Below are 14,139 nucleotides of genomic sequence, written 5' to 3' on the forward strand. Positions count from 1 at the left end.
TTATCTAAAACCTCTCAATAAGGTCGAGTATCGATAATTGTTTCAACAGTTGATTCTCCTTATCGGACAATTGCTTGGTACTTTTATTAGCCGGCGAGTTATCGGCTGAACTGATGCCGGCAAGAAAATCGGCGCTTTCGGTGTCGAGATTTATCTTGAAGCCGTTGGCTAATAAAGTTTTCTGATCGTTGGATATTGGTAGGAACGAGTTTATTCGAATGTTATTGCCCAGAAGGACGGTGTTATCCGATATGCCGGTCGGAGACAAACTGCCAATATTAAATCGCGATTTAACTCTTTGCTGTTCCGTAAAAGCGATGTAAAAATTATCGAGATTTTCCGGTTCGGCTAGCGTGCTTTGTAATAGCGGAGTAAAACTTTCAATGAGACCTGTCGTATTGAGATAAGGGTTGATAGACCCCCGGCTTTCAATGCGGTCCGGCAGTTGATTGCCGCATAGCCAAAGCAGATAGTCCAATAATTTAGGCGGGAAGGTGCCTATGGCGATATGAAACGTCTCGTCGCCGGCGATAGGCAGGGCCTCGTGCCACCAGCCTCTTGGGATATACAACAAATCCCCGGCCACCAATACGGTATCCAGCACCGGTTCCGCCGGGCATTCCGCTTTATGGTTTAGGCTGGTTTGATGGTTTAAAGGCAATTCGAATGTGGGTTGATAGAGGCGCCATCTTTTGCGTCCGATCAGTTGCAAGGCGAACACATCGTGAGTATCCCAATGTTTGCCAAACGAACCGTCGCCGCCGAATGCCGCATAGGCATTGGCGTTGGTTTTTTCGCCGACGAATTGCGCCACGTCCATGCAATAGTCGTTAATTTCCGGGAGGTAGAGCTGTAGTTTGTTTAATACCAAGGTCGCACCGTCCGTTAAATAGCGGTACAAAACGTCTTTGACGATACGTGTGCGTTGTTCGCCCAGTTCCCAATAGGGCTCGGTATAGCGGCTCGGATCGACCGGTCCGTCTTTAAATAATTTAATCTGCGTATTGGCGTTTTCCATGGCGTAAAGCGCCTGGTCGATATGCTTCCAGTTTAAATTGTTCTCGGACAGTACTTGGCGCTTCAGCCACCACCGGCTTTGGTAATGCGCGTCGAAAAATTGTGTTCTATCGATGCCGAAATGAATCAGTGACATAGCGTTCCCTAGTTATATTTGGTTAATCCGTAAAGCGGTTCGATCATCCACTCGATTAAGCGCCGCGTATCTTGTTCGATATCCGCCTCCACGATCATGCCGGATACCAGCCGTTTCGGTTCGCCGTACACCGAGGCAAACTGCGAATCGAGTTTTACTGTGACGCGGTAATAATCGTCCGGTGGGGAATTGGCGAATAAATTCGGTAAGGTCTTCGATGAAACCGGATTTTTCGAGACGGTTGCGACCGTTCCGGAATACTGGCCGAACTTTTGATAAGGGTAGGCTTGGTAACGCAAGCGTACTTTCTGGCCGGATTCGACAAAGCCGATGCCGCGCGTGGTCACGTACAATTGCGCGGTCAGTTCCGCACCATCGCCAAGCAAGGTTGCCAAGGTATCCTTATCCGAAATTTGGCCGGGGTGCACGCTAATACCGGTGACCATGCCGTCAATCGGGGCGACGATAGCCAATTGGCTTTGAATATGGGTTTCCTGGATTTTTTGGCGGAGTATGCTTAAGTCTTGGTCGATATTGGCGATGCTGATTTGGGTTTTTTCCGGTGCGATGCGTTTTTCGTCCTCCAGCTCCAATTTTTTTCGCTCGAGTTCGTCGTAATCCCGCTTTAAATCCGATGCTTGGGCACGCAATAGCGTCAGGTTGTCCAGCTCCTCGTCCAATTTATCTTTTGCAATAAAGCCGGATGTCGCCAGACCGCGATGCTTATTCAGGCGCTGCTCCGCCAGGAGCAATCTTTCCTGATGCTGATTTATCTGTTGTTTGGCGTCGGCAATCGATACTTGTATTGCCGCCAACTGTCTGGATAGTGCCGAATTATTTTTGTCTTGCAGGGTGCTTAATTGGCGCTTTTCCCGGAGATTGGCTTCTTCTTCCGCGAGCAGTGCCGCTTCAAGCTGATCGGCGAATCGGGCTCCGCTGGCGTCCGACCGGTTTGTGAATGAAGAAAGATGGCGTTCGTCTCTTAACGTAAACAAGGTGTCTCCGGCATGAACCGTTTGACCTTCCTCAACATGAACGGCCGAAATAAGCCCTGGCGCGGGCGTGGCAATAATAATCGCGCCGCCATTTGGGACCAACATGCCGGTAGCGTTTGTTCGTTTGGTATAAGACGCAAAGCTGATAAATAAAACGGTTGCGGCGACCAGCGTCAACACAATCGTGAATACCAGCCACGACGACCAGGATCTCGCCAGCAGGATGTCGCCTTCCAAGCGTCCGGTCTGCGCTGCCATGGCTTCCGCACGATAAAGATTCGTCGAGAACATGCGTCTTGCCTATCGAATTTCGATGTTTGACAGCGAAGCGTTTCGTTGGGCCGCTTAGGCTATTAACCCGGTCCTATTTATCCTTGGCGCCCAGTTCGGGCTGAGCGCGTCGAAGCGTGAGCGGGTTGGCCCTTCGACAGGCAAAGTACCCTCCAGGGCATTGAGGCGAACGGTGTTTAAGGGCTGGGTTAATAACGTCGAGCTAAAAATCAGCTGTTGGATGGACTTTGCGGCTTTAGTAAGAAAGCCGGAAACGAAATGGCGGCTAGCAAAAAATGATATGGTCATAAGGTCCCCTGGATGAATTGATTAGCACCGTGAGGGCTGGCTAGTCAGGAGACATGGCTGGCAATACGCCTTCTGCGCGAAGGCTGAGTGGACTTTAAGGAAGTTCTCGCTTGGTGTCAACTCATATTATGCGGTAGGTCTTGTTTGCTTAGTTTTGCAGCAGCCAAGGCTTCGACTGAATAACCAATCTTGTATTTGCCCGTCTCGAAAGGTATATCGAAGCCGAGCAGATTTAAACATTCGTCCCAGGCACCTGATCGCCTGCGGCTTGCGCTTTAACTTCGACGGTTGGCAGCGTCGTGTCGCTGCCGGTTTCGGCGGGTATGCGCCGGGCCTGCTGTGAAAAGATCGGAGGTTCGCGGCTAGCGGTGAGGTAACGAACCGCAAGGAGTAAATTCTACCGTTTCGCGAACGGTGCGGTTTGCAAGCTCACCGGCAGCCTACTCCAGCGCATGTTGCGAGCAGAGGTAGGGTGGGCAAAATTGCCCACCATTCAAATCCGCGTGGGCACAAAACCCCGTGCCCACCCTTGTATGATGAATTTTAACAACCGATAGCCCAGAAAAACCGATTAAGCTGTGATTGTTCATTGGGAGGCCGTCCCACCCTGAGGACTGGTAGTTTACCAGAGCCTGTCGTGTAGATTGGCCCCCGCCCTATTCACCCATACCGTGGAGTATCCGAGGCTTAGAGCCTGCATACACAAGGAAGGTAGGTGCATGTGCAGGGTCGGGAACCGGTGAATAGTGTACTTCCCTTTAAACTGTATTTAAAAATGATGATGACGAACCGCTCGCTCAACACCCCCGCTGAATCTGTCCATCGCCTGTTTGCCGGCGTGGATGTCGGCGCCGACGAATTGGTTTTAGTGATCCGCAAGAACGGCAAGCCGTTCGACCCGCAAAAATATGCTAATACTCGTAGCGACCGTGCGCGTCTGGTGAATAAGTTGATCAAATTACCCGGCATCAAGGTCTGTCTGGAAGCCACCGGTATTTACCATTTCGATCTTGCTATTGCGCTACACGACGTCGGTGTACCTGTGATGGTGGTCAATCCCAAGGCTTCGCATCACTTCGCTAAGGTATTGATGAAAAACAGTAAAACCGACGCCGTCGATGCCAACACCTTGGCCGAATATGTCGAGCGCATGGATTTCGTCGCCTGGACTCGTCCTTCGAATCAAGCGCTGGCTTTGCGCGGCTATGCTCGCCGTATCGACGCGCTAACCGGTCAGAAGGCCGCCGCGAAAAATCATCTACATGCGCTGAGTGCGACCGAGGAAACGCCGAAGGCCCTACTACGCGATGCCAAATTGGCGATTAGTCAGCTGGAAAAACGCATCGATACGTTGGCTGGCGAGGCGCTGGCGTTGATCGACCAGCATCCGGAACTGCAACGAATATTCGACCTGTTGACCGGCATCAAAGGCATGGCCCAAACCAGCGCCATTGCCTTGATGGGCGAACTACTGCTATTGCCGCCCAACCTGTCGCATCGCGAATGGGTCAAGTTTGCCGGACTCGATCCCAAGGCCTTTGAGTCGGGCAAAAGCGTACACAAGAAAATGCGGCTATCCAAGGCCGGTAACCGGCATATTCGTTCGGCGTTGTATATGCCGGCCTTGAGTGCCAAACAGCACGATCCGCATGTGCGAGCGTATTTCCAGGATTTGATCGACAACGGCAAGAAACCTTTGCAAGCCGTCTGCGCCGTCATGCGTAAATTACTGCATGCGATCCATGGCATGTTGAAGCACGATCAGCCGTTCGATAACACACGGTTTTATGCCATCCCTGAATCCATCATCGCCGAGTAAAAAATGATGAAATTTGTTGCTTTTGAACAGAGTATCTACCGGACTTAAAAACCATCCGTTTGATGGCTTTGTTAGGCACAGTTCAACATTGCGCCCAAATAATTCGGTACTCTGGCTCTGCCAATTCACTTTTATTGGGTGGTATAACTTCACTTTCCAACGGGGTAATTGTGGAGATGCCGGGCAGCTTTAGGGTAGCCATTAAAATACCTTGATGCTCTGCAATTTCAATTGCTGATTCAAACTTTGCTGAACTTTCATTAAAGAGTTCTTCAGGATTACTTCTTAAAATAAACCACCAACTGCTTCCGCGTTTTGGCCTTCTTGCGAAGTCTCGAGCTGCATTCATTCGTTCAGATATTGCGACTTCATGAAAATGACTACCAAGTTGTTCCAGCCCCATTTTTATAAGCAATCTACAGACTGGTAGAGGCTCTGTGACCTCAGCAATTACTCTAAACTGAGTTTTCTCACCAGAAAGAACCTTTGACTGAATTTCTTTGTTTAGGGGTTCAAGCGCTACAACTCCAAATTTTCCGGTGCCAAATATTCTTCCTGCGGTACCCATAAAATTTGATACTTTTCCTTTTTTGGTCGGAACTCCCGAAAGCACTCTAAACCCAATAAAAGGAAAGCTATTTAAAGCCTTTGATTCGACTTTTTGGCCAAAATATTGGTTACAAGAATCGCAAGTTACACCGCTATTTGCGGAAGGTGAATGTTTTCCACCCAGAGATTCTGGAACTATATGGGAAACTGATTTTGTGCTTCCACTATACCCACAGAATATACATTTCATTGCGATCTCTATTCCCTAACCAGTTGTTAAGCGGTTTCCGTATATCGCCAAGCTAATACTCATTTTTTTCAATATTTTCAATAACTGATGGGTCAGCATGTAATTTTCCTGTCGATATACCATTCGGCAACCGAAACTAATGACCGATAACGGAGCAATCGGCGTCTTTGAACCACTGGATCGACCGATTGCAACCGGGCTAGTGTCCGCTGCCAGTTTATTCGATTTTACCTCCAATAACACCATCGCCATGCCGAAGAATCTGCAGCATCGAATCGTAAGGTGCCGCCCTCCGTGGCGGAGTTGTTAACGTCTTCCTCCGAACCCGCTAAACCGGGTATTCCGGGGTAATCGAATGCCTGCCGCATGGCTGACGATTCACCCGGCCCTATTGAGCACGGGTATTCCGTTCGGGCCGAGCTCGGCTAAGCCAGGTCGGTGCGCCCTTCGACAAGCTCAGGGCGAACGGTATTCGAGGGCCCGGCTAATAACTCATCGCTCTTGAACGCCTGGCGCCACTTGCCGCCGCGGAATCACCAACGGCACCGCCGGAATTTGCGGATGGCTGGCGATGCTGACCGGGTAAGCGAACACTTGCCGGATCAGCTCGCTGTTCAGGGTTTGCGCCGGTGTGCCGATGGCGGCGAGCCGGCCTTGGTGCAGCAGGGCGATGCGGTCGGCGTAAAGCGCAGCCAGGTTCAGGTCGTGCAATACCGCCAGGACCCCGGCCTGTTGTTGGTCGGCGAAGCGGCGGGCGATGGCCAACACCGCGTGCTGGTGGGCCAGGTCCAGCGCCGAGGTGGGTTCGTCCAGCAATAAATAGCGGTGCAGCGGGTCTTGCGGTTCCCAGATTTGCGCCAGCACCCGCGCCAGTTGCACCCGTTGGCGTTCGCCGCCGGACAGCGTGGTGTAGATGCGTTCGGCCAGATGGCCGGTATCGGTCATCGCCAGCGCGTGTTCGGCGATGGCCCGGTTTCGCGCGGCGCTGTGGGTTTTGCGTTGCGGGCTGCGGCCCATCAAGGCCACGTCGCGCACCGTGAAGCGGAATGCCAGCCCGGCACTTTGCGGCAATACGCCGCGCAGCAAGGCCGCCTGTTGCGGCGGCCATTCCGCCAGCGGCCGGCCGTTCATCGTCACCAGGCCGGCGAACGGCGCCAGCTCGCCGCTGATGGCCCGCAGCAGGCTGGATTTGCCGGCGCCGTTCGGGCCGGCCACGGCCAGTACTTCGCCGGGGCGCAGTGCCAGCGTCACGCCGTCCAGCAAGGTTTTCGCGCCGACGCGCAGGCTCAGGTCTATGGCTTGCAGCATGTCAATGGCCCATTAGTTTTTGGCGGAACAGCAGCCACAGAAAAAACGGACTGCCGAGCAGGCCGGTGACGATGCCGATCGGGATTTCGGCCGGCGCCGCCAAACTGCGGGCCAGATAATCGGCACAGATCAACAGCAAGGCGCCGAGCAGCGCCGACGCCGGCAACAGCCAGCGGTGGTCCGGCCCCAACGCCAGCCGCAATAGATGCGGCACCACCAGACCGACGAAGCCGATCACGCCGGACAAGGCCACCGCCGCGCCGACGCCGAGCGCTACCAAGGCCACCACGCCGGTTTTGATGCGTTCGACCGGAAAACCCAGATGGCCGGCTTCGGCTTCGCCGAGCAACAAGGCGTTCAAGGCATCGGCCAGCCACGGCAACAGCAGCAGATTGGCGAGTAAAAACGGCGCGCCGATGGCAACGCCGTCCCAACCGGCGCCGTTCAGGCTGCCCAGGCTCCAGAAGGTCAAGCTGCGCAACTGGTCGTCGTCGGCCAGATAGACCAGCAAACCGGTGGCCGAGCCGGCCAGCGCGTTGATGGCGATGCCCGACAACAACAGCGAGGCCACGTCCAGCCGGTCGCCGCTGTCGGCCAGCCGGTATACCAGCCAACTGACCCCAAAACCGCCGGCGATGGCCGCGAGCGGCAATAAATAGGCGCCGAATACGCCGGCGATTGCGCCGAACAGGCTGTCGCGCAACACGATGACCGCCACCGCAGACAGCGCCGCGCCGCTGGAAACGCCGATCAAGGCCGGATCGGCCAGCGGATTGCGGAACAAGCCCTGCATCGCCGCGCCGGACGCGGCCAAGGCGCCGCCGACCAGCAAACCCAACACCAGGCGCGGCGCGCGGATCGCCAGCAACACCGCTTGCTGGTCGGCGCCGAACGGCCAGGGCAGGGCGATACCGAAGCGGTCGGCGACGATGGCGACGGCCTGGCCGGCCGAGATGGCGACCGCGCCGCTGCCCAGAGCGGCCAAGGCTACGGCGACCAGCAGCAATGCCAGCATCCAGCACAGGCCGGCGCGGCTCAAGGTCGGTTTTAGCCGAAGACGCGGTCCGGCCGTCGCCATCGCGGCATGGACGGTCATCGGCCTGCCCCTGCGTCGGCGGCAACTGCCGGTTCGCCGTGCAGCCGTTCGGCCAGTTCCAGCACCGCCTGACCGCTGTGTAAGCCAAAGCCGAGCAAGGCCAGGGTATCGACGATAAAGACTTTACGTTGCCGGCCGGCTGGGGTGTGGGCGATGCCGGGTTGCCGGTAGAACGCCTCCAGACCGCCGATGGCGTTGGCGGCGACGTCGGTCAACAAAATCACGTCCGGCGCGGCGGCGACCATTGCCTCCGTGCCTATCGGTTTGTTGCCTTGCAGTTCGCCGGCGGCGTTGGCGGCGCCGGCCAGCGTTAACACCACGTCGGCGGCGGTGCCGCGACCTGAGGCCAGCGGCGCGCCGTGGGCGACCGCCATCAAAAACAGCACTTTGGGGTGTTCACGGCTTTGCGCGCGCCATTGCGCCAGTCGATCGAAGTCGGCTTGCACTTGATCGGCCAGTTCCCGGCCGCGTTCGAGCTGTTCCAGCAAGGCGGCAACGGCGCCTATTTTGGCGGCAATGCCGGCGGCGGAATAGTCTTCGGGTAACGTTTCAATGCGCACGCCGGCCGCGCGCAATTGCTCCAGCACCGCCGGCGGCCCGGCGTGGGCGCTGGCCAGCAGCAGGTCGGGGCGTAGCGACAGCACGCCTTCGGCCGACAGTGTGCGCATATAACCGACTTGCGGCAGCGTCTTGGCTTCGGCCGGCATCAGGCTGGTGCTGTCGACGCCGACCAGGCGCTCGGCGCCGCCTAGCGCATAGACGATTTCGGTCAACGCGCCGCCGACCGAGACGATGCGGCTCGGACCGGCGGCATGGGCCGGCGCGGCGGCGGTTAGCCAGAGGAAGGCCGCACATGCGGCTCGCGCAAGTTTATGGCTTAGGGATGTGGTCTGTTTCATGTTCGGGTTTTAGATGATCTCTACAAATCAAAAGTCGGCGCTAATCGCGACCAAGTGCATCCCTACCGAATGCCTAGCCTCCGCGCATTACCTGGTTTTGCAATTAAGCCGGGGCATCGGCTTCCGCTTCGGCCTTCCGCTGTTTATGCCCGACGTCATTGACGTGGCGGATTTGCCCCAAATCGTCGCCTTCTATCGAAAATGCCTTGGCAAAACCTTGCACGAAACTGCCGCGTTGCGGACGGATGCGAAACAGATGAAAGTCCTGCATTTTTTGTAGCTGTTTTATGAACGCGCCGAATTTTTCCTCGAATAAGCCCATGATGTAGGCGAAAGCTTCGGACTCGCGGTCGATTTCGCCGGCCGAGCAGTGATAGGTAACCCGTTGCCGGGCGAACAAATGCGCGGCTTTGTCTTCGTCCTCGACGAACAACAGACAAACCCGGCCGTTGTGCAACAGGTTTTGGGTGTGCGCCGACAGTTCGCTGACATACACGTAATAATGACCGTCGTGCCTCACGTAGGCGGCGTAACTGGCTTCGGGCTCCCCGGAAGCGCTGACCGTGGCCATTAGCGCGGAGGAAAATGTTTGCGGCAGCGCGGTATAGGCTGCTCTGACTTGTTCGAGATCGATGGTTTTCTGGTTCATGCGGGTTTCCTGATATGGCGTTATCGATAAAAGTATCGGTTTATGGGGTTGGGTATCGACGCAAAAGGCTAGGAACCTCCAGCAAGCGCCGAGGCTCGGAGCAAGTCGCGCCAAAATCCGTTTTCGCCGTTGGTGTCGTCGTAACCGCCGAAGACGGAGGCGATGGTCTGCTGGTTTTGGCCGCGCACCAGCAGGCCGGTTAATGCGTGTTGCCGGTACCTCAGTTGGACGATGTCCGCGCCGGCCACGGCCATTTCGTTAAGGTGCAGATTGAAATCCCGATCCAGAACATTGAACCAGGGCCCGGTGATTTTCAGGTTTTGAATCGGGCCGTCGTGCAGTTGCATCGCGCCGGGATTGCCGACTAGAACTTGTATCGGCAACATCAGGTCCGCCAGTTGCCGCATGAGCTCGCGTAGTGCCGATGCGGCAATCCGGCCTGTGACGGCAGCCTCGGGCGTGTCGGCTAGCAGCAAGCGCCGCCAGTGTTCCGGTAAATCCTGTGATGAGGCGATGGCGCTAAACGCCGGCTTGGTGCCGTCGGTAGGTGGTTCCAGATTGGGCGACTGATCGTCGGCCCGAAAGATGTCGACCAAACGCCGGTACAGGCCGGCATCGGCATGTTCGGTCAAATAGATTTTGTGCACGGCCTCGCCGCCCGTGTCGAAAAATTGCAGGCTGTGGCGCGGGCCGAGATGGGTTTCCTCGGTCACGGCGAAACCCGAATGCCAAATACTGATGGATAGACATAATGCGATATGGTGTCCGGCTACCAGAATGGCGTCGCCGCAGGGGCGGATATCCTCGTAGAGCCCGGTGCTTTCATGCACCGCGAAAGCGTTGCGGGTCAAGGCCATCACCGGCCCCAGTGTGCCGACCGCGCTCAGCAGCGCGGGCCAGTGTGCCCGCAAACGGGTGACGCGGTTGCCGCAGTCGGTTGCCAGCAGTTCGGCTTCGCTGACGCCCAACGTCGCCGCCGCATCGCGAATCCGCATATGCGGGTGATCGGCGAGCAGGTCTTGCCACGCTTGTTTCAAAGTGTCCGCAATCGATAAGGGTTGTTTAGTCATGGATTTTGCCATTACGCTGAGCTCCGTTAAGTGAATGTGCTGCGAATGTTCAGGGAAGCGCACTTTAGGGACTTTGCAGCCGGGCCCTCGGCCTGGCTGCAAAGCGTTTACAGGCCGGCGCTTATGCCGCCAGGCCTTTTTTACGATTTAAACCCAGCAAGCCCATGAAGCCGGCGCCGAACAGCCATACCGCCGCGGGCAGCGGCACACTGGTTACCGGATCGGCGGCGGGACCGATGTCGATAGCCACTTGACCCAAACTCAAGCTATGTTCGGCGCTGCCAAACGAGAACAAATAATTGCTAGCCGGTCCGGATAAATCCCAATAAGCCAGGTATTGCACTAGCTCGACCGGGCCGAATGAGCTTTCGTAGTTGCCATCGTAGAAAGTTTGTGTCGTAAAGCTTGGGGCTACGCCATTCAGTAACAGGCTGGTGTAGTCCATTTGCACGCCCCAGGTTTCGAATTGCAACGCTGCTCTTAAGGGTTGGTTGTCGGTAGCACCGCTCAGTGAGGCCGTGAAATTCTCGACGACGCTGAAGCTGTACAAATTGCCCGATCCGGCCGCGAATGTGCCGGCGTTCCAGCCGATATTGGCGTCGGTGGTGCCGGCGCTGCCCACATCCGGGGCTGCGGTGCGGATGCCGGGATAAGAGCCATCCACGAAGCTGTCCCATTCCGCATACAGCGTGCCGGCATCGCCCCGGTTCCAGTTGCCCCAGGCGGCTTCGCTTGGGGTGTCGAAGCCGTAGCCGGTGGCGTAAGGGTCCGGACCATTGGTCAAGTCAGCCGAAGCGCTGCCGGAAACGGCCAACAGGCCGGCGATTAAGGTCAGTTTTTGTGCAGTTTTCATGGTTGATTTCCTATGTAAATAAATTGACGCATCTCTTCACCGCGAAGACGATCCGTTGCTTTCGTCAAAATAGCGTCCGCCGCTTCGGCCCCATGCCGGCTATCCGCGCTGGCCTTTGGCCTTTGCGGTGGCGGAGATTTAAAACTCAGTGCGGCTCGCGGCATTCCGGAAGTGCGTTACCATCGCGATTGCCGTTCGGCGTGCCTTGCACCTGAAAGTCCAGCACGTAGCGGTACTGTTTGCCGCAATGGATGATCACTTCCTTTTGCCCGCGTTTTAACAAGCGCATTTCCATCCGCAATTCGCCGAAGCCCTCGTGTTCCAGCAATTCGTCGAATAGCGTTTCCAGTTTTTTCCGCGCCTCTTTCTTGGCCCTGTATCCCTTGGTCATAAGATTGTTCTCCGTCAAAAAGCCAGTTTTACGGTGACGCCGAGATTGCGTCCGGGACGCGAATAGCGGTCGGTCCAGTAGCGGGCGTCGGCGAAATTGCCTAGCGTGGTATGCGGATCGCCGGCGCGGGTGTTGATGTCTTCCCAGTCGATATATTTCTTATCCAGCAGGTTGAACACCCCGACATTGAACGAGAGATGCTTGCCGGCGTTGTAGTAGGCATTGAAATCGATGACGCCGTAACCGCTGGGCAGAAATAGGGCGTCAGCCGGGGCGGTATTGGCTTGTTTGGCGCCGACCAAGGTCAGGTTTAATTCCGTGCCCCAGTCGCCGCTGGGTTGGTCGTAGCGCAGGCCGACGACGGCTTTCATCGGGCTGATTTGCCTTAAGGCGTCGTCGTCGCTGCGTTGGCTCTTGAGATTCAAACCTTCGGTGAAGGAGCCGCTGAATAGCAGGCTGGCACCCGACAACGACGGCGCCAGCCAGTCCAGATAAAACCGGCTTTTGATTTCGATACCCTGAATACGGATCGGATCAGGGCTATTGATGTTTTGATAGGTGGTAAAACCCAACGGCGGACAGGCGGCGGTCGCCGGGTTGCAAATCACCGCGTTATAGATGAAGTGGTCGTAATCGTTACGAAACAGGCTTATGTCGAAACTCCCGGCAGCGCCCTGGCCGCGCAAACCCACTTCCGCGCCGACGCTGGTCTCCGGCTGAATGTTGTAATTGGGCAGGTTGGTGTATCCGCCGGTGATATTGGTAAAACCGAGATTGCTCTCGCTGAAGTTGGGGCCGCGAAAGCCATGCGCATACTGGCCGTGCACCGTGAATATCTCGTTGAGGTGCAGTAAGGCGCCGAATCTGGGTAAAAAGGCGTTGGCGTCGATGATGATGGGCATAACCGGATCGGCGCCTTCGGCAACCGCGCCCGCCGAAGCTTTTTCGAATAAATAATCGGATTTGGGCAATAAGCGGAAATATTCCCAACGGCCGCCGGGGATCAGCTCGATACGTTTGTTGAACAAGCCGATGTGGTCTTCGAGGTAAGCGCCTGCCTTGGTGACGGTGGAGAGCGGAAAGTCGCGGACCGGAAACTCATCCGGCGTCACGGTCTTGCTGATCCGGCCTTTGGGACAAATGTTATTGGGCCGTCCGGTGCGCGGGTTAACCGAGCCGCTGACGCAGGTGTAGCTGCCGTCGCGTTGTTGGACTATGGCGTTTTTACTGATCTGGCCGCCGTATTTCAGTGCATGCGCGGTCTCGCCTAAAACAAAGTTCTTTCCCAGTTGCAGTTCGCCGCCGAAGTCGTCGTTGGCAAAATCGAAAATCCGCTCGGTGAGTGTGTTGCCGTCCACGTTGGCGGTGCGATCTTGCAACGTGACTTGCCCGGTAGCGGATTTTTGCGTGTAAAACTTCCACAACCCAGCGTCGAACAGCGGCGTATCCAGATGCTTCAGGGTGTGGTCCAGCGTCAGCCGCCAGCGCGATTGGGTATCGGTGGTGAGCATGCTGTTGACGTTGCGCAGGCTGATGCCGGCACCGCGCAGGTATAGGGCGTCAATATCGGCTCGACTGTCCAGCCATTCGCCGGTCAGGCGCAACACGTTGTCGTCGTTAAAGCGATACAGCAGTTTGGCCAGCAGATTGTAGCTGCCGTTTTCTTGCGGACTGGGTGTGGTGCGGCGGCCGTCGGCAAAATCCGCCGTGCCCTTGTTATCGGTTTCGTTGCTTTGATTGTGGGTGAATAGCGCCATGCTTTCCCAGCCGCCCCAGGCACCCGCCAAGGTTGCGGTTTGCACGAAGCCGTTGTCGGTAGTGTTGTAGTTCAGTTTCAGGCCGGTGTAGTAATCCTTGCCGAATACGTTCAAGTAATCGCGCGGGTCTTTGGTGACGAAGTTGACGGTGCCGCCCATGGCGTCGCCGCCGTAATAGGCCGATCCCGAACCACGGACGATTTCCACGGCTTTTAAAGCATCCATGTCCACCGCATTACGATTGGCGCTGGCAAACGAGCCGATCCGAAAGGCTTCCGGCAGGCGCACGCCGTCGATTTGCATCAACACCCGGTTGCCGCCCAGGCCGCGGATGGTAAAGCCGCTGGCGCCGAAACGTTGCGGGTCGTTACCGACATTGACGCCGGGTTCGTAGCGGATCAGGTCTTTGATATTGCGGACCATGCGTTGTTCCAATGTTTTGTCGTCTATCGTCGATTGGGTGCCCGGCGGTGCGGCGGCCGGTTTGTCGGCTTGAGCTTTGACCGTGACGGTTTCCAGTTCCAGTTCTTCGGGCATTTCAAGCTCCTCGGGTTCGGCAGCCAAGGCTGTGCCGGCCAGCACACACAGCAGCGCGCCAAGCAGGGCGCGCCGGCAGTCGCCTGGAATTCCGGAGCAGGTCGCCTTGGGGCGGTTGTGCAGAGTGGGTACTAAATCAGTCGGTTTATTTGCCATGGCATACAGTAGTTACTGCTGGCTGCCTGGCGCGATGGCTAGGAGGGCTGGCGGGATAATTCGATCAGTCGTGTATCC

Annotated in this window: 12 protein-coding genes; 1 reads left to right on the top strand and 11 read right to left on the bottom strand. The window is 56.4% G+C overall.

Annotated elements, in window-relative coordinates; all coding sequences use genetic code 11:
* Nucleotides 1-4 precede the first annotated feature (4 nt).
* Both ACWAU0_RS14480 and ACWAU0_RS14485 read right to left on the bottom strand, forming a co-directional pair.
* The gene (locus ACWAU0_RS14480) at nucleotides 5-1,153 is read right to left on the bottom strand and encodes a cupin domain-containing protein (RefSeq protein WP_458137068.1); all 1,149 of its coding nucleotides are present in this window, start codon (nucleotides 1,151-1,153) and stop codon (nucleotides 5-7) included.
* Nucleotides 1,154-1,161: 8 nt separating this feature from the next.
* A complete protein-coding gene (locus ACWAU0_RS14485) occupies nucleotides 1,162-2,439 on the bottom strand; it encodes an HlyD family secretion protein (RefSeq protein WP_458137069.1) in 1,278 nt (425 codons plus the stop codon).
* Between the two features lie 1,063 nt (nucleotides 2,440-3,502).
* Between ACWAU0_RS14485 and ACWAU0_RS14490 the strand changes: the two genes are divergently transcribed.
* Nucleotides 3,503-4,546, top strand: coding sequence for an IS110 family RNA-guided transposase (locus ACWAU0_RS14490; protein WP_458137071.1), 1,044 nt, complete (start codon nucleotides 3,503-3,505; stop codon nucleotides 4,544-4,546).
* A gap of 82 nt (nucleotides 4,547-4,628) precedes the next feature.
* On the opposite strand, the gene ACWAU0_RS14495 is transcribed toward ACWAU0_RS14490, so the two are convergent.
* The 9 genes from ACWAU0_RS14495 to ACWAU0_RS14535 form a co-directional block, all read right to left on the bottom strand.
* Nucleotides 4,629-5,345 (bottom strand): HNH endonuclease, encoded by a 717-nt coding sequence (locus ACWAU0_RS14495; protein WP_084153201.1) that lies wholly within the window; start codon nucleotides 5,343-5,345, stop codon nucleotides 4,629-4,631.
* Between the two features lie 492 nt (nucleotides 5,346-5,837).
* Nucleotides 5,838-6,653 carry a heme ABC transporter ATP-binding protein gene (locus ACWAU0_RS14500; protein ID WP_033155331.1) on the bottom strand — a complete coding sequence of 272 codons (816 nt, stop codon included), beginning with the start codon at nucleotides 6,651-6,653 and terminating at the stop codon, nucleotides 5,838-5,840.
* A 1-nt stretch (nucleotide 6,654) separates the two neighbouring features.
* Nucleotides 6,655-7,749, bottom strand: a complete 1,095-nt coding sequence (locus ACWAU0_RS14505) for a FecCD family ABC transporter permease (protein WP_458137072.1) — start codon at nucleotides 7,747-7,749, stop codon at nucleotides 6,655-6,657.
* Nucleotides 7,746-8,648, bottom strand: coding sequence for a heme/hemin ABC transporter substrate-binding protein (locus ACWAU0_RS14510; protein WP_033155329.1), 903 nt, complete (start codon nucleotides 8,646-8,648; stop codon nucleotides 7,746-7,748). The genes ACWAU0_RS14505 and ACWAU0_RS14510 overlap by 4 nt, the downstream gene beginning before the upstream one ends.
* Before the next feature lie 103 nt (nucleotides 8,649-8,751).
* The gene (locus tag ACWAU0_RS14515; RefSeq protein WP_033155328.1) at nucleotides 8,752-9,297 is read right to left on the bottom strand and encodes a HugZ family pyridoxamine 5'-phosphate oxidase; all 546 of its coding nucleotides are present in this window, start codon (nucleotides 9,295-9,297) and stop codon (nucleotides 8,752-8,754) included.
* Nucleotides 9,298-9,365: 68 nt separating this feature from the next.
* Nucleotides 9,366-10,367: a ChuX/HutX family heme-like substrate-binding protein gene (locus ACWAU0_RS14520; protein ID WP_458137073.1), complete on the bottom strand. Its 1,002-nt coding sequence runs from the start codon at nucleotides 10,365-10,367 to the stop codon at nucleotides 9,366-9,368.
* 121 nt (nucleotides 10,368-10,488) lie between these two features.
* Entirely contained in the window at nucleotides 10,489-11,220 is a 732-nt protein-coding gene (locus ACWAU0_RS14525) for a VPLPA-CTERM sorting domain-containing protein (protein ID WP_458137074.1), read from the bottom strand.
* Between the two features lie 145 nt (nucleotides 11,221-11,365).
* Entirely contained in the window at nucleotides 11,366-11,611 is a 246-nt protein-coding gene (locus ACWAU0_RS14530; RefSeq protein ID WP_101055249.1) for a hypothetical protein, read from the bottom strand.
* Between the two features lie 14 nt (nucleotides 11,612-11,625).
* A complete protein-coding gene (locus ACWAU0_RS14535; RefSeq protein ID WP_458137075.1) occupies nucleotides 11,626-14,061 on the bottom strand; it encodes a TonB-dependent hemoglobin/transferrin/lactoferrin family receptor in 2,436 nt (811 codons plus the stop codon).
* Between the last annotated feature and the right edge of the window lie 78 nt (nucleotides 14,062-14,139).

The sequence above is a fragment of the Methylomonas sp. Uni0009 genome, from assembly GCF_054188105.3.

Coding starts and splice junctions, on each gene's coding strand:
- ACWAU0_RS14480 (WP_458137068.1), bottom strand. CDS start 1,153: ATGTCACTGATTCATTTCGGCATCGATAGAACACAATTTTTCGACGCG.
- ACWAU0_RS14485 (WP_458137069.1), bottom strand. CDS start 2,439: ATGTTCTCGACGAATCTTTATCGTGCGGAAGCCATGGCAGCGCAGACC.
- ACWAU0_RS14490 (WP_458137071.1), top strand. CDS start 3,503: ATGATGATGACGAACCGCTCGCTCAACACCCCCGCTGAATCTGTCCAT.
- ACWAU0_RS14495 (WP_084153201.1), bottom strand. CDS start 5,345: ATGAAATGTATATTCTGTGGGTATAGTGGAAGCACAAAATCAGTTTCC.
- ACWAU0_RS14500 (WP_033155331.1), bottom strand. CDS start 6,653: ATGCTGCAAGCCATAGACCTGAGCCTGCGCGTCGGCGCGAAAACCTTG.
- ACWAU0_RS14505 (WP_458137072.1), bottom strand. CDS start 7,749: ATGACCGTCCATGCCGCGATGGCGACGGCCGGACCGCGTCTTCGGCTA.
- ACWAU0_RS14510 (WP_033155329.1), bottom strand. CDS start 8,648: ATGAAACAGACCACATCCCTAAGCCATAAACTTGCGCGAGCCGCATGT.
- ACWAU0_RS14515 (WP_033155328.1), bottom strand. CDS start 9,297: ATGAACCAGAAAACCATCGATCTCGAACAAGTCAGAGCAGCCTATACC.
- ACWAU0_RS14520 (WP_458137073.1), bottom strand. CDS start 10,367: ATGACTAAACAACCCTTATCGATTGCGGACACTTTGAAACAAGCGTGG.
- ACWAU0_RS14525 (WP_458137074.1), bottom strand. CDS start 11,220: ATGAAAACTGCACAAAAACTGACCTTAATCGCCGGCCTGTTGGCCGTT.
- ACWAU0_RS14530 (WP_101055249.1), bottom strand. CDS start 11,611: ATGACCAAGGGATACAGGGCCAAGAAAGAGGCGCGGAAAAAACTGGAA.
- ACWAU0_RS14535 (WP_458137075.1), bottom strand. CDS start 14,061: ATGGCAAATAAACCGACTGATTTAGTACCCACTCTGCACAACCGCCCC.